This is a genomic window from Stenotrophomonas testudinis (assembly GCF_024499815.1).
In the GTDB taxonomy this organism is placed as follows: Bacteria; Pseudomonadota; Gammaproteobacteria; order Xanthomonadales; family Xanthomonadaceae; genus Stenotrophomonas.
The window spans coordinates 54,483-69,801 of record NZ_JAMOKY010000019.1 but is presented as its reverse complement, the minus strand read 5'-3'; the positions used below and the strand labels follow the sequence as shown (position 1 = coordinate 69,801).

At 67.8% G+C, this 15,319-nt stretch carries 13 protein-coding genes; 5 read left to right on the top strand and 8 right to left on the bottom strand.

The window, feature by feature from the left end; translation table 11 throughout:
• Positions 1–115: 115 nt before the first annotated feature.
• From lpdA to NQ204_RS12210, 3 genes are all read right to left on the bottom strand, one after another.
• A complete protein-coding gene (lpdA, locus tag NQ204_RS12220) occupies positions 116–1,924 on the bottom strand; it encodes a dihydrolipoyl dehydrogenase (RefSeq protein ID WP_116863506.1) in 1,809 nt (602 codons plus the stop codon).
• Between the two features lie 106 nt (positions 1,925–2,030).
• The gene (aceF, locus tag NQ204_RS12215) at positions 2,031–3,734 is read right to left on the bottom strand and encodes a dihydrolipoyllysine-residue acetyltransferase (RefSeq protein ID WP_256643983.1); all 1,704 of its coding nucleotides are present in this window, start codon (positions 3,732–3,734) and stop codon (positions 2,031–2,033) included.
• A gap of 167 nt (positions 3,735–3,901) precedes the next feature.
• On the bottom strand, positions 3,902–4,417 hold the full coding sequence (locus NQ204_RS12210) for a DNA-deoxyinosine glycosylase (RefSeq protein ID WP_116865226.1): 516 nt from the start codon (positions 4,415–4,417) through the stop codon (positions 3,902–3,904).
• A gap of 187 nt (positions 4,418–4,604) precedes the next feature.
• Between NQ204_RS12210 and NQ204_RS12205 the strand changes: the two genes are divergently transcribed.
• From NQ204_RS12205 to glpK, 3 genes are all read left to right on the top strand, one after another.
• Complete coding sequence (locus NQ204_RS12205; RefSeq protein WP_108770094.1) at positions 4,605–5,234, top strand: OmpW/AlkL family protein; 630 nt, start codon at positions 4,605–4,607, stop codon at positions 5,232–5,234.
• A gap of 144 nt (positions 5,235–5,378) precedes the next feature.
• The gene (glpD, locus tag NQ204_RS12200; RefSeq protein WP_256643982.1) at positions 5,379–6,884 is read left to right on the top strand and encodes a glycerol-3-phosphate dehydrogenase; all 1,506 of its coding nucleotides are present in this window, start codon (positions 5,379–5,381) and stop codon (positions 6,882–6,884) included.
• Positions 6,885–7,000: 116 nt separating this feature from the next.
• Positions 7,001–8,500, top strand: a complete 1,500-nt coding sequence (gene glpK, locus NQ204_RS12195; RefSeq protein WP_116865225.1) for a glycerol kinase GlpK — start codon at positions 7,001–7,003, stop codon at positions 8,498–8,500.
• Positions 8,501–8,573: 73 nt separating this feature from the next.
• On the opposite strand, the gene NQ204_RS12190 is transcribed toward glpK, so the two are convergent.
• Both NQ204_RS12190 and NQ204_RS12185 read right to left on the bottom strand, forming a co-directional pair.
• A complete protein-coding gene (locus NQ204_RS12190) occupies positions 8,574–9,368 on the bottom strand; it encodes a MetQ/NlpA family ABC transporter substrate-binding protein (RefSeq protein WP_116865224.1) in 795 nt (264 codons plus the stop codon).
• A gap of 29 nt (positions 9,369–9,397) precedes the next feature.
• Positions 9,398–10,369, bottom strand: coding sequence for a helix-turn-helix transcriptional regulator (locus NQ204_RS12185; RefSeq protein WP_116865223.1), 972 nt, complete (start codon positions 10,367–10,369; stop codon positions 9,398–9,400).
• Positions 10,370–10,450: 81 nt separating this feature from the next.
• Between NQ204_RS12185 and NQ204_RS12180 the strand changes: the two genes are divergently transcribed.
• Both NQ204_RS12180 and NQ204_RS12175 read left to right on the top strand, forming a co-directional pair.
• Complete coding sequence (locus tag NQ204_RS12180; RefSeq protein WP_256643981.1) at positions 10,451–11,095, top strand: hypothetical protein; 645 nt, start codon at positions 10,451–10,453, stop codon at positions 11,093–11,095.
• A 107-nt stretch (positions 11,096–11,202) separates the two neighbouring features.
• Entirely contained in the window at positions 11,203–11,979 is a 777-nt protein-coding gene (locus tag NQ204_RS12175) for a DUF481 domain-containing protein (protein ID WP_116865221.1), read from the top strand.
• 104 nt (positions 11,980–12,083) lie between these two features.
• On the opposite strand, the gene hemC is transcribed toward NQ204_RS12175, so the two are convergent.
• The 3 genes from hemC to NQ204_RS12160 form a co-directional block, all read right to left on the bottom strand.
• Positions 12,084–12,995, bottom strand: coding sequence for a hydroxymethylbilane synthase (hemC, locus tag NQ204_RS12170; RefSeq protein ID WP_256643980.1), 912 nt, complete (start codon positions 12,993–12,995; stop codon positions 12,084–12,086).
• Positions 12,996–13,563: 568 nt separating this feature from the next.
• On the bottom strand, positions 13,564–14,298 hold the full coding sequence (locus NQ204_RS12165) for a LytR/AlgR family response regulator transcription factor (protein WP_256643979.1): 735 nt from the start codon (positions 14,296–14,298) through the stop codon (positions 13,564–13,566).
• A gap of 4 nt (positions 14,299–14,302) precedes the next feature.
• A complete protein-coding gene (locus tag NQ204_RS12160; protein WP_116864053.1) occupies positions 14,303–15,319 on the bottom strand; it encodes a sensor histidine kinase in 1,017 nt (338 codons plus the stop codon).

Below are 15,319 nucleotides of genomic sequence, written 5' to 3'. Positions count from 1 at the left end.
TGGACACAAAAAATCCGATGCCAGAAGACTGGCATCGGATTCTGATTGGCCCAGCTGCTTAAGTGAACAGCATTACGGCTTTCGCCGGGTTTTTCGTATGGAGCGCGAGGGAGCGTTACTTCTTCTTCGGCATGTACAGATCAGTGATCGTGCCGTCGTAGATTTCCGAGGCCATCGCCACCGATTCGCTCAGCGTCGGGTGCGCATGGATGGTGTGGCCGATGTCTTCGGCTTCAGCACCCATCTCGATGGCCAGGCCGATCTCGGCCAGCAGATCACCGGCGTGCACGCCGACGATGGCACCACCGATGATGCGGTGGGTCTCTTCGTCGAAGATCAGCTTGGTGAAGCCTTCGGTACGGCCGATGCCGATCGCGCGGCCGCTGGCGGCCCACGGGAACTTGGCCACGCCGACCTTCAGGCCCTTGGCCTTGGCTTCGGTCTCGGTGACGCCAACCCAGGCGATTTCCGGGTTGGTGTAGGCCACCGACGGAATCACGCGGGCGACCCATTCCTTCTTGTGGCCGGCAGCCACTTCGGCAGCCAGCTTGCCTTCGTGCGTGGCCTTGTGGGCCAGCATCGGGTTACCGACGATGTCGCCGATGGCGAAGATGTGCGGCACGTTGGTGCGCATCTGGCGGTCGACCGGGATGAAGCCGCGGTCGGTGACCTGCACGCCCGCCTTATCGGCATCGATCTTCCTGCCGTTCGGCGAGCGGCCCACGGCCACCAGCACGCGGTCGAAGGTGCCCTGCGCCAGGGCCGGCGTCTGGCCTTCCTCGGCAGCTTCGAAGGTCACGATGATGCCCTTGGCATCGGCGGTGACGCCCGAAGCCTTGGTCTTCAGGTGGACGTCGATGCCCTGCTTCTTCAGGCGGTCGGCCAGCGGCTTGACCAGGTCCTTGTCGGCGCCCGGCATCAGCTGGTCCATGAACTCGACCACGGTGACCTTGCTGCCCAGCGCGCCATACACGGTGGCCATTTCCAGGCCGATGATGCCGCCGCCGACGACCAGCAGCGAGCCCGGCACTTCGGCCAGCTCCAGCGCGTCGGTGGAATCCATCACGCGCTTGTCGTCCCACGGGAAGTTCGGCAGCTTCACCGCCTGCGAACCGGCGGCGATGATGCACTTCTGGAAGCGCAGCAGCTGGGTGCTGCCGTCAGCCGCGGTGATTTCCAGTTCGTTGGCCGAAACAAACTTGCCGACGCCCTGCACGCTGCGGACCTTGCGCTGCTTGGCCATGCCGGCCAGGCCCTTGGTCAGCTGGCTGACGACCTTTTCCTTGTACTGGCGCAGCTTGTCCAGGGTGATGGTCGGCTTGCCGAATTCGACGCCGAAATCACCTGCATGGGCCACTTCGTCGATGACCGCTGCGGCGTGCAGCAGGGCCTTGGACGGAATGCAGCCCACGTTGAGGCAGACGCCGCCGAGGCTGGCGTAACGCTCGACCAGCACGGTGTCCAGGCCGACGTCGGCGGCGCGGAAGGCGGCGGTGTAGCCGCCCGGGCCCGAGCCCAGCACGACCATTTCGCATTCGATGTCGGCCGGCTTGCCGCTGGACAGCGCCGGCTTCGGTGCCGCCGGCTCGGCCGGGGCGCGGTGCGACGGGGTCACCGGCGGCTTGCTGGCCGGGGCGGCTGCCGCCGGGGCCGGCGCAGCGGCCTTGGCCGGGGCTTCGGCGGCACCTTCAGCGTCCAGCACCACGACCACGGCGCCTTCGGAGAGGGTGTCACCCAGCTTGACCTTGATTTCCTTGACCACGCCGGCGGCCGAGGACGGCACTTCCAGGGTGGCCTTGTCCGACTCCAGGGTCACGAGGCCCTGGTCCTTCTTCACCGTGTCGCCGACGGCGACCAACACTTCGATCACCGGCACATCGCTGTAATCGCCGATGTCGGGAACCTTGACTTCAATCGTGGCCATGGTGGTTTTCCTCGTGCCCGGCCGGCGTGGCCGGCGGGCTGTCACTGCATCTGTTCACGCGGCCGCGCCAGGGGCAGCGGCCGCACGGTGGGGGCGAAGCGGTGCCTTACAGCAGCACGCGGCGCATGTCGGCCAGTACCTGCGACAGGTACGTGGTGAAGCGTGCGGCCAGGGCGCCATCGATGACGCGGTGGTCGTAGCTCAGCGACAGCGGCAGCATCAGCTTCGGCGCGAATTCCTTGCCGTTCCAGACCGGCTGGATGGCCGACTTGGAGACGCCGAGGATGGCCACTTCCGGTGCATTGACGATCGGGGTGAACGCGGTGCCACCGATGCCGCCCAGCGAGCTGATCGAGAAGCAGCCGCCGCTCATGTCGGCCGGGCCCAGCTTGCCGTCGCGTGCCTTCTTGGCCAGTTCGCCGGTTTCCTGCGCGATCTGCACCACGCCCTTCTTGTCCACGTCGCGGATGACCGGCACGACCAGGCCGTTCGGCGTATCGGCGGCGAAGCCGATGTGGAAATACTTCTTCAGGGTCAGGTTTTCACCGCTGGCATCGAGCGAGGCGTTGAATTCCGGGAACTTCTTCAGCGCCGCGGCGCTGGCCTTGATCAGGAAGGCGAGCATGGTCAGCTTGATGCCGGCCTTCTCGTTTTCCTTGTTCAGCGCCACGCGCAGGCCTTCCAGATCGGTGATGTCGGCCTGTTCGAACTGGGTGACGTGCGGGATCATCGCCCAGTTGCGGGCCAGATTCGCACCGGAAATCTTCTTGATGCGCGACAGCGGCTGCACTTCGGTCTCGCCGAACTTGCTGAAGTCGACCTTCGGCCACGGCAGCAGGTTCAGGCCACCACCGGCGGTGACGGCTGCACCCGCTGCGGCCGGCACGCCACCGCTGAGCGCGGCCTTGACGAACTTCTGCACGTCACCCTTGGTGATGCGGCCGCCCTTCTCGGTGCCGCTGATCTGCAGCAGGTCCACGCCCAGTTCGCGGGCGAACACGCGCACGGCCGGGGTGGCGTATGGCACCTTGGCCGGCAGCACGCCATCGGCGTTGAACTGCACCGGCGGGCTGGTCGGGGTACCGGCCGAGGCGATCTCGCGCGCAGCCAGCTTGTCCGGCTGGGCCGGGACGGCGACCGGCTCGACCTTGGTGGCGGTCTCGGCAGCGGCCGGGGCGGCGGCAGCGGCGGCCTTGCTCGGGGCCGGCGCGGCAGCGCCCTCGGCCTCGATGATGGCGACCACGGCACCCTGCGACAGGTTGTCGCCGACCTTGACCTTCAGTTCCTTGACCACGCCAGCGACCGAGGACGGCACTTCCATGGTGGCCTTGTCACTTTCCAGCGTGACCAGGCCCTGATCCTTCTTGACCGTATCGCCGACGGCGACCAGCACTTCGATGACCGGGATGTCGGTGTAATCACCGATGTCCGGCACCCGTGCTTCAACGGCACCGCCGCTGGCGGCCGGGGCAGCAGCCGCCGGGGCCGGGGCGCTCTGGGTGGCGGCTGCCGGGGCAGCGGCCTTGGCCGGGGCCGGGGCAGCAGCGGCCGGCGTGGCAGCCTCGCCTTCAGCCACTTCGATCAGGGCCACGACCTTGCCCTCGGAGAGGTTGTCGCCGACCTTGACCTTGATTTCCTTGACCACACCGGCGACCGAGGACGGCACTTCCATCGTGGCCTTGTCGCTTTCCAGCGTCACCAGGCCCTGGTCCTTCCTGACCGTGTCGCCGACGGCGACAAGCACCTCGATTACCGGGATATCGCTGTAGTCACCGATATCGGGGACAAGTGCTTCCTTGATTTCGGCCATGGGGATAACTCCGGCAATCTGGTGTAGGGAAACGTCTATTGTGCGGCCAGAGGGGGCCAGCGCCAACCGTTACAGGTGTTTTCAGTACGCACGCCGCCGGGACACGCTGTTGTCAAAGGCCTGCGGGCACTTCCAGTCGGTAGCGTATTGTCCCGACGATGTCCGCTTCATGTCGCCAGCGCGTCAGCCAGCGGCTGCCAGGCCTGCCGCAGGCGCGGCAGGGACCACGCGGCATTGGCCGGGCTGGTGGAGGGCAGCGCGAGCAGCACCGGCGTTGCCTCCAGATCCGGCACAACCCAGCGCTGCAGTGCCTGCCAGGCCGCCCCGCCATTGCAGGCGACCAGGCGCAGCCGCGGCAGGCCGGCAATCAGTGAGGGCAGCGCATTGGGGACTTCCGAACCGCGCACGATGTCGGCATCCAGGCTGCCCCGCCGCTCGCACCGGCCGATCACATCCCACAGGCCGACCCCGGCGTCGGCCAGCGCGCGCAGCCGTGCCTCGTAGGCAAGCGCCGGATCGAACCCGCACAGATCACCGAGCAGCGGCCAGAAGCGGTTGCGCGGATGGGCGTAGTACTGCTGTTCCTGCAGCGAGGCGACACCGGGCATCGAGCCCAGCACCAGCACGCGGCAATCGCGATCCACGCGCGCAGGCAGGCCGATGCACAACGCATCGCTGCTCACGTTTTCTCCAACTGCATGAACAATCGCATATGCATGAAACCCCTATAAAACAGCGGTTTCGCTCTGCCCGCTGAACAATGGGAACCAAATTTTAACGCGCGTCGGATGCGATTCATGTTGAGGCGACTACGGTGACATCGCCCCGCAACCGGGGGCCCAAAACAAGAAACAACAGGAGATTTCCCCCATGCGCTCCATCCGTATTCTGAGCCTCGCCCTGCTGACCTCCGCTGCCTTCGCTCCTGCCGCCTTCGCGCAGGACAGCAGCTCCGCAGACACCGCCTCGGGCAAGCATTTTGCCGTAGTTGGCGGCGTCTCGCTGCTGCAGCCGAAGAACGATCCGATCGACGGGATCAAGAAGGTTGATGGCGGCCCGGCGCCGACCGTCAGCTTCAGCTACTACGTCAACGACAACTGGGCCGTTGAGCTGTGGGGCGCTGCCGACAAGTTCGATCACCGCGTCAAGGGTCCGGGCAATGCCCGCCTGGGCAGCGTCGAGCAGCAGCCGGTCGCGCTGAGCGGTCAGTACCACTTCGGCCAGGCTGACAACGTGTTCCGTCCGTTCGTGGGCGTCGGTTACTTCCAGTCGGCCTTCAGCAACGAGAACTTCGCCGGTGGCGATGACATCCGCCTGAAGGACGCCAAGGGTGCCATCGGCACCGTGGGTGTGGACATGAACATCAACTCCACCTGGTTTGCCCGCGCCGATGCCCGCTACATGCACTCGCGCCCGGACCTGAAGGTGGCCGGCCAGAAGGTGGGCGAAGCCAAGCTTGACCCGTGGACCGTGGGCTTCGGCATCGGTGCGCGCTTCTAAGCGGTTTCCTGCTTCACTGTGTTGAAACAACGGGCCCTGCGGGGCCCGTTGTTGTTTCCGGTAGAGTCGAGCCATGCTCGACTGCCCTTCTGGAAATGCATCCGAGCATGGCTCGGCTCTACAAAAACCTGACCCGGGGACGCCATGCACGAAATCGACCTGCTGGTGATCGGCGGCGGCATCAATGGCGCCGGCATTGCCCGCGATGCCAGCGGCCGCGGCCTGCGCGTGCTGCTGTGCGAGCAGCATGACCTTGCCGCGCACACCTCCAGCGCCAGCAGCAAGCTGATCCACGGTGGACTGCGCTACCTGGAACAGCGCGAGTTCGGCATGGTGCGCAAGGCGCTGGGCGAGCGCGGGATCTTGCGTAGGCAGGCGCCCCACCTGGTCCACCCGCTGCGCTTCGTGCTGCCATGGGAACCGCATCTGCGGCCCCGCTGGATGCTGCGCGTGGGCCTGTGGCTGTACGACCACCTCGGGCAGCGCAGCGCGGCCTTCCCCGCCTCGCGCTCGCTGCAGCTGCACGCCGATGCGCTGGGGTCGTGGTTGTCGCCGCACCTGCAACAGGCCTTCAGCTATGCCGACGCGCAGGTGGATGATGCGCGGCTGGTGGTGCTCAACGCGCTGGATGCCGTCCAGCGCGGCGCGCGCATCCTCACCGGCACCCGCTGCACGGGCCTGCAGCAGACGCCGACGCACTGGCTGGCAACACTGGAAGACAGCGACGGCCAGACCCACAGCGTGCAGGCCCGGGCCGTTGCCAATGCGGCGGGCCCGTGGGCCGGTGGCCTGCTGCAGCGCATGCGGCGCGGCGATGGTTCGCCCGCGCTGCGCCTGGTGCAGGGCAGCCACATCGTCCTGCGCCAGCCCTGGCCCGACCACAGCGCCTGCCTGCTGCAGCAGCCGGATGGGCGCGTGGTGTTCCTGCTGCCGTTCGCCCACGACCATCTGCTGGTGGGCACCACCGATACCGACTACCGCGGCGACCCGGCGCGCTGCAGCGTGCTGCCCTCGGAAGTGGACTACCTGTGCGCGGCGGCCAACCGCTACCTGCGCGAGTCGATCCATGCGACCGACGTGGTCTGGCAGTTCGCCGGCGTGCGCCCGCTGCTGGCCGACCCCGACCCGCAGGCGGCGAAGCTGAGCCGCGATTACCGGCTGCAGCTGCAGGGCGGCGGCGCGCCGGCCGTGCACGTGCTGGGCGGCAAGCTGACCACCTACCGCGTGCTGGCCGAGGAAGCACTGGACCTGCTGCGCCCGCACCTGCCCGGCATGGGCCCGGCGTGGACCGCACACGGCGATGCCCTGCCCGGTAGTGACTGGGGCGATGCCGACGCGGCGCGGGCGCGACTGCAGGTGCATGCGCCCTGGTTGCCGGCCGACCTCGCGCGACGCTGGGCCGGCGCCTACGGCAGCCGCAGTGCGATGCTGCTGGAAGGAGCGGCCGCGCTCGCCGATCTGGGCGAGGACTTCGGCGGCGGCCTGCATGCGCGCGAAGTCGCGTGGCTGCAGCAGCACGAGTGGGCCCGTAGCGCCGACGACGTGCTGTGGCGACGCAGCAAGCTGGGCCTGCGCCTGGACGCAGCGCAGGTGGCGCGGCTGCAGGCATGGATGCAGGGTCGGATCCCTTTCCAACGGAAAGGGCTCTGACCCCGGTCGTGCGCCGCGTGCGCCAACTGCGCCAACCAAGGTTGGCAGCTACCAGAGCGGCCGTGCGCCGCGCGACCGATGCATTACGATTTCCCCATCGCCACCGGAGACGCCCCATGACGCCCCGCTACGTGCTGGCCATCGACCAGGGCACCACCAGTTCGCGCGCGATCCTGTTCGACCGCGCCGGCAACATCGTCGGCAGCGCGCAGCGCGAGTTCAGCCAGCTGTTCCCGCAGCCGGGCTGGGTGGAACACGATCCGCGCGAGATCCTCACCAGCGTCTACGCGACGATGACCGAGCTGCTCAGCCGCGAGCAGATCGACCCACGGCACATCGCTGCGCTGGGCATCACCAACCAGCGCGAGACCACCGTGGTCTGGGACCGCGCCACCGGCCAGCCGATCCACAACGCCATCGTCTGGCAATCGCGGCAGAGCCACGCGATCTGCGAACGGCTGCGCTCCGACGGCCACGAAGCATTGGTCCGCGAGCGCACCGGCCTGCTGATCGATGCGTATTTCTCGGCCACCAAGGTGCGCTGGATCCTCGATCACGTGGAGGGGGCGCAGCAGCGCGCCGAGCGCGGCGAACTGCTGTTCGGCACCATCGACAGCTGGCTGGTCTGGAACCTCAGCGGTGGCCAGGCGCACGTGACCGACTACAGCAACGCCGCGCGCACCCTGCTGTTCAACATTCACACCCTGCAATGGGACGAGGACCTGCTGGCACTGCTGGACATCCCGCGCGCGATGCTGCCCCGCGTGCGCGATTCCAGCGCGGTGTACGCGCATACGCGGCCGCAGTTCTTCTTCGACCATCCGATCCCGATCGCCGGCATCGCCGGTGACCAGCAGGCGGCATTGTTCGGCCAAGCCTGTTTCCAGCCGGGCATGGTCAAGAACACGTATGGCACCGGCTGCTTCATGCTGATGCACACCGGCGCCGAGGCGGTGCATTCGCGCAACGGCCTGCTGACCACCATCGCCTGGGGCATCGGCGGCAAGGTGGAATATGCGCTGGAAGGCTCGATCTTCATCGCCGGCTCGGTGGTGCAGTGGCTGCGCGACGAGCTGCACCTGATCGACCGCGCCAGCGACAGCCAGGCGCTGGCGGCAAAGGTCGACGACAGCGGCGGCGCCTACCTGGTGCCGGCCTTCGTCGGCCTGGGCGCACCCTACTGGCGCAGCGACGTGCGCGGGGCGATGTTCGGCCTGACCCGTGGCACCAGCAAGGCGCACTTCGTGCGTGCGGCGCTGGAGGCGATGGCCTACCAGACCCGTGACGTGCTCGATGCGATGCAGTCGGATGCGGGCATCGCCCTGAGCGAACTGCGCGCCGACGGTGGTGCGATCGGCAACGACTTCCTGGCCGGTTTCCAGGCCGACATCCTCGGCGTGCCGCTGCTGCGGCCACGTCTGACCGAAACCACCGCGCTGGGTGCGGCCTATCTGGCCGGGCTGGCGGTGGGGTTCTGGGAAAGCCGCGAACAGATTGCCGCGCAGTGGGGCCTGGACCGCCGCTTCGAGCCGCAGATGGACGCGGCGCGGCGCGAAAAACTGTATGCAGGGTGGCAGCAGGCCGTCGCCGCCACCCTCGCCTTCCACGTTGATTGAGGGCGGTAGCACCGGGCCATGCCCGGCGAATCAATCCCCAATCCGCCGGGCATGGCCCGGCGCTACCCCGACATCAGAACGCCGGCAGCACCGCGCCCTTGTACTTGGTCTCGATGAAGGCCTTCACCTGCGGGCTGGTCAGCGCCTTGGCCAGCTTCTGCACGCGGGCGTCGTCCTTGTTGTCCGGGCGCGCGACCAGGAAGTTCACGTACGGCGAATCCTTGCTCTCGATCGCCAGCGCATCCTTGGTCGGGTTCAGGCCGGCATCCAGCGCGTAGTTGGTGTTGATCAGGGCCAGGTCGACCTGGTCCAGCACGCGCGGCAGCATCGCCGAATCCAGCTCGCGGAACTTCAGCTTCTTCGGGTTGGCGATGATGTCGCGCTGGGTCGACAGGGCGTTGCTCGGATCCTTCAGCTCGATCACACCAGCCTTGTGCAGCAGGATCAGCGCGCGGCTGTTGTTGCTCGGGTCATTGGGGATGACCACGTCGGCGCCTTCGCGCAGGTCGGCCAGCGACTTGACCTTGCGCGAGTACGCACCGAAGGGCTCGATGTGCACGCCGATCACCTTGGTCAGGTCGGTCTTGCGGTCGCGGTTGTAGGCATCCAGGTACGGCTCGGTCTGGAAGTAGTTGGCGTCCACCTGCTTCTGCACCAGCTGGTCGTTGGGCTGCACGTAGTCGTTGAACACGCGCACGTCCAGATCCACGCCTTCCTCCTTGAGGATCGGCTTGACCACGTCCAGGATCTCCGCATGCGGCACGGCGGTGGCGGCCACCACCAGCTTCTGCGAGGGCTCGCCGGACTTGCCGCAGGCGGTCAGGGCCAGCGCAGCGGCGAACAGGGGCAGCAACAGGGTCTTCTTCATGGGGGCAACGGGTCTCTCGGGGGGAGGGATCAGGAATGTTCGTAGTTGGTCAGGGCCAGGCTGAGCAGCGCCTTGGCCTGCTCGCGCAGCATCACCGGCTCGACGATCTCGGCATCGGAACCGTAGTGCAGCACGTCCATCAGCAGCTCGCGCGAGACGCTGTAGGGCACCTTCAGTTCGTAGCGGCCATCGGGCAGGAAACGGCCCTGCTGCTTGGAATGCCAGTGTTCGTCGGCCACCCAGCGCGCGGCCTTGGCGCTGAACAGGATAGTCGCCCAGCCCTTGGGCGGGCCGGAGAAGATGCCGTAGCTGGCACCCAGCTGCTCATCCAGCTCGGTTTCGGCCACGTCGCGGGCACCGTTGTCGACCACCCGCGCCTTGTGCACGCGATCCACCGCAAAGCTGCGCAGGGCGTCGCGATCATGGTCCCAGGCATCCAGGTACCAGTTGTCGCGGTAGTGGGTCAGGCGCTGCGGCGACACGGTGCGCCGGGTCGATTCGTCGGTGGAACGGGCGCGGTACTCGAACGCCAGCTGCTTGCGCTCCAGCACGGCCGAGGCCACGGTGCGGAAGCTGCCTTCGTCGAACTTGCGGCCGCGGTGCGGGATCACCCGGACCCGGTCGACCGGCCAGTTGGAGACGCCGGCCTGCGCCGCCAGCAGGCTTTCGATGCGCTGCTGCAGTGGTGCCAGCACCGACGACAGCACGCCGCCGCCGGTCCGTGCCAGCAGGTGCTGCGACGCCAGCAGGGCATGCAGCTCCTCCGAGCTGAGCCACAGCCCGGGCAGTTCGAAGCGGTCGCTTTCGTCAGCCTGGTAACGGAAGCCGGCCTCGCCGTCGCCCTCGATCGGAGCCATCAGCGCATCGCGCAGGAAGGCCAGATCACGGTAGACGGTGGCACGGGAACAACCGAGCTTGTCCTGCAGGGTCGCCACCGTCACCGGATAGCGTGCGGACTTGAGCAGACGATGCAGGGCGGTGATGCGTTCGTATCGGTCCATGCCCCCGATTATGTCCGAGTCGCGGGCGTTGTGCGGGGGCTTTGGGCTATCGTGGGCGCCCCCGCCCCCATGGAACGCCCGATGCGCCGCCTGCCTGCCCTGCCCCTGCTGGCCTGCCTGCTGCTGGCCGCCTGTGATCGCGCCCCGGCACCTGACGCTGGCACGGCCCCCGCTGCAGCCCCGGCCTCAGCCCCTGCCCTTGCACCGGTGCCAGCCGCCGCCGCGGCCGATCCGGCGCAAGCAGTGCGCGTCGCCAGCGAGCATCTGGCCGGAATGCGCAGCTTCCACGCCGAGCTGGACGTGCTGGGTGCGGCCCAGCCAGTGCACAGCGCGATGGACTTCGTCGCCCCCGACCGCTTCCGGCTGCACACTCCGGCCGGGATACAGACGATCATCGGCGACACCATGTTCCTGCAGGCCGGTGGTGCGATCCAGCAGGTGCCGACGCCGACCGGCCTGCTGGAGCAGTGGCGCAGCCCGCTGCCCGCCGATGCCCCGGCCGCCCCGCTGCAGGCCGAGGATCTGGGCCGGCAGTCGCTGGACGGCGTGGATACCCGCCATTACCGGCTGGTCAGTGCCGCCGGCGAGCGCCTGGAGTACTGGGTGGACGACCAGGGACTGCCGCGGCAGATCGTGCGCAACGGCAGCAACCAGGGGCGTCCGTACCAGCTGCGCCTGCGCTACTCGCGCTTCAACGACCCCGCGCTGCGCATCGACCTCCCCTGAATGGGCGATGGCGGTAACGCCTGCTGAAGCGCCGTTGCCGAACCGTTCTGATGGTCATGGTGCTTCCAGTATCATCACGGGTTGTTAACCGCTTCGGAGAGCCCTCGATGTCCCTGCGCGTGTCCCTGCTTGTGCCCCTGCTGCTGTGCGCACCCTTGGCCTATGCCCAGGATGCCTCCGAACTGGCGGCGATGACGTCGCCGTGGAGTGGCAGCGGTGGCGAACTGGGCTTTGCCGCCGCCAGCGGCAACAGCAGCACCGAGAGCTTCAACGGCGCCCTGCGCCTGCGCTATACCGATGGCGACTGGGTGCACACCATGGACCTGTTCGGCCTGCGCTCCAGCTCCAAGGTGACCGAGACCAACGACGACGGCACCACCACCCGCCGCGACAACACCACGGCCAACCGCTATACCGGCGCCGCCGGCAGCGCGCTGCAGCTGGGCGAACACCGCCAGCTGTTCGCCAAGGTGCGTACCGAGCGCGATGACTTCGCCACCTACGATCGTCGCAGCTCGTTCGGCCTGGGCTACGGTACCCGCCTGTTCAACACCGAGAAGTTCTCCTTCGACGCGCTGATCGGCCCGGGTGTCAGCCGCACCCACAGCACCGAAGACGACAGCACCCGCACCGGCCTGATCGGTCAGGGCCAGTTCGAACTGAAGTACGCCATCACGTCCAACACCGACCTGATCAACAACCTGCTGGTCGAATCGGGCTCGTACAACACCTTCGGCCAGAACGATTTCGGCGTGTCGGTGAGCATGAACGAGCACCTGGCCCTGAAGGCCGGCTGGCAGGCCCGTTACAACAGCGACGTGGCCGACGACAAGCGCAGGACCGATACCCTGACCACGATGAACGTGGTCTACAAGTTCAAATAAGAAACGGGCGCCCAGGGCGCCCGTTCTTCATTTGTAGAGTCGAGCCATGCTCGACTGCTGTTCGCCCTGCAGTCGAGCATGGCTCGACTCTACAGAGGCGCGGTTCAGACGTTCAGCAGTTCGCCTGCGCCGTCATCGAGCAGCTTCTTCGCCACCTGGTGGCCCAGCGTTTCCGGATCGCTGGCCGGGCCCACCGCTTCGGCACGCACCGCGCGACCATCACTGGCACTGCCGACCATGCCCTGCAGGTGCAGGTCCTGGCCCTGCCACTGCGCGATGGCCGCCACCGGTACATGGCAGCTGCCGTGCAGCGCGCGGTTCATCGCCCGCTCCGCTTCCACGCAGGCACGGGTATCGGCGTCATCCAGGCGCGCGAACAATTCCATCAGCCGCGCGTTGCCACCATCGCATTCCACCGCCACCGCGCCCTGCGCCGGTGCCGGCAGCCACTGCGGTGGCTGCAGGCGGGCCACGATGCGGTTGCCCAGGCCCAGCCGTTCCAGCCCCGCCACGGCCAGCACGATGGCGTCGTAGCCACCGTTGTCGAGCTTGGCCAGGCGCGTGTTGACGTTGCCACGCAGGTCCAGCAGCTGCAGATCCGGGCGCAGCGCGCGCAGCTGGGCCTGGCGGCGCAGCGACGACGTACCCACGCGGGCACCGATGGGCAGCGCATCCAGCGAGGCGTACAGGTTGGAGATGAAGCCATCGGCCGGATCGTGGCGGGTCAGCATGGCCGGCAGCGCGAAGGGCGCATCCAGTTCCATCGGCACATCCTTCAGCGAATGCACCGCGCAGTCGGCATCGCCGCGCTGCATGGCCAGCTCCAGCTCCTTGAGGAACAGGCCCTTGCCACCGATGGCGGCCAGCGAGCGGTCGAGCACCTCGTCACCGCGGGTGCTCATCGGCACCAGTTCCACATGCAGGTCGGGGTAGGCCTGGCGCAGGCGGTCGGCGACGTGTTCGCTCTGCCAGAGGGCGAGCGGGCTCTTGCGGGTGGCGATGCGGACGGTTTCCATGCCGGCATTATCGCGCCTATCGGCGGGATACGGCCAACGGCGGAGCCCTCGTGGCTGGCGGTAGAGTCGACTGTTAGTCGAACCAGCCTCGTGAGCTGGCCGGGTGGGTGGGCCGCGCAGGGGACGCTGCAAGTACGTCCCTGTAAGCTCGGTCGCCGCATCCATGCGGCTCACGCCCCTGCGCAACCCACCCACCCGGCCCCTGACAGTTTCCGTGCGCGCCAGCCACGGAAGATCAAAAGAAAAATCAAAAGCCGACTGCTTCCGGGGTCAGATCTCTTTTCCGCAGGAAAAGGGATCTGACCCCTCTTTCCCCCTCCGATAACAACAATGCCTTTGCCGTCCGTCACCGGGAAATTCGCGAGGGTGAGGCGGGATGGGCGGGCGGGACCGTTGGCGCCATGGATGGCGCCATCGAGCCCCCATGGATGGGTTTACGGCGTGTCCCGCCCGCCCATCCCGCCTCATCCAACACGCAACAGGACAGAGCCGACCAACCCGCCGTTGCTGTTGCCGTTGATCTTGATGTTGATCTGAAAGCAGTCGCGGCCGCAGGCCGCGCGGAACCTCACAGATGCCGCAGTTCCTGCTTCAGCGTCGCTACGCAGCGCCGGCTCACTTCCAGCGGCTGCTTGCCATGCCGCAGCACCGCCTGCACCTGGCCGCCCACGCCACGCCGCAGCTCCACCAGTTCATGGCGGGCCACCAGGCAGTTGCGGTGGATGCGCACGAAGCGGCTGGCGAACTCCTCCTCCAGCGACTTCAGCGATTCCTCGATGAGGTCTTCGCCGCGCGCGTGGTGCACCACCACGTACTTTTCTTCGGCCTGCAGGTAGTGGATGTCGTCCAGCGGAATCAAGCGCAGGCTGCCGCGCAGGCGGGCGCACAGCATGCTGCGCGCCTGGCCGCCGCTGTGCTCGGGCTGGCCATCGCGGCCGGCCAGGAACGTACGCGCGCGCGCGATGGCCGCGGCCAGACGCTCGGCACGTACCGGCTTCATCAGGTAATCGATGGCGGCCGCCTCGAACGCGGACAGCGCGTGCGCGTCGTAGGCGGTGCAGAACACCACCGCCGGCCGCGGTTCGAAACTGGCCAGGTGGCGCGCGGCTTCCAGGCCATCCAGCCCGGGCATGGCGATATCCAGCAGCACCAGGTCCGGCTGCAGTTCCGCGCACGCGTGCAGGGCCTGCTCGCCGTTGCCGGCCTCGGCCACCACGTCGATGCCCTCCTGCGCCGCCAACAGGGTGCGCAGGCGCTCGCGGGCCAGCGGTTCGTCATCGGCGATGACTACCCTCACGCTCATTCCCTCACTGGATCGGCACTGTCACTTGGCAGGCATAGTAGCCTTCGCTCCAGCCGGCCGTCATCCGCGCGGCACGACCGAAGCGCCACGCCAGCCGATGCCCGATGCTGTGCTGTGCGTGGCCCGCGCCCCGTGCCAGGGCCAGCCCCGGCGCCTGCGGATCCGGCGCCGGATTGCGAACTGTGATCTGCAGCTCATTGTCCTTGCAGGCCAGCAGCAGCTCGATGGTGCCGCCCTCGGGCAGGCGCGAAATGCCATGCAGCACCGCGTTTTCCACCAGCGGCTGCAGTACGAGGCGCGGCAGTGGCAGGTCCCATGGCAGGGGTTCCTCGCGCTGCCAGTGCACCTGCAGGCGTTCGCCCAGGCGCAGCGATTCAATCGACAGGTAACGCTCGGCCAGCTCGCACTCGGCCTGCAGGGTGGAATCGCCTTCGCCGGCACCCAGCGCGGCGCGGAACAGATCGGACAGGTCCAGCACCGCGCGTTCGGCCACGGCCGGGTCGCGGTGCAGCAGGCTGGCAATCAGGTTCATGCTGTTGAACAGGAAATGCGGGCGGATGCGCGCCTGCAATGCGTCGGCCTGGGCACGCGCGTTGGCCTGCACCTGCGCGGCCCAGCGGTCACTCACATAGAAGTAGCGCAGCGCCAGCGCGGTGATCAGCGCCGTGGTCGCGGCACTGCCGAGCGTGAAGCGCCAGAAGCTGATGCCGCGGGTGAAGTTGTCACCCAGCACCGCGTAGAGGGCGTGAACGACACCGGCGCACGCCACGGCGATCAGCGCCGACAAGGCGATGGCCAGCAGCGCGCCCAGCGCCTCGGGCAGGGTCGACAGTGCCCGCCGCAGCAGGCACAGGCAGGCGCTGACCGCCAGTGAAAGCCACAACGCGAAACCACTGGCGGAGGCCAGCTCGCCCAGCGTCCAGTGGCGGCTGCCATCCGGTGCCAGGGCCAGCACCACCACCACCAGTTCGGCCAGGCCCAGCATCGCCAGCACGCGCGGCAGGCGGCACAGTTCCGGCAT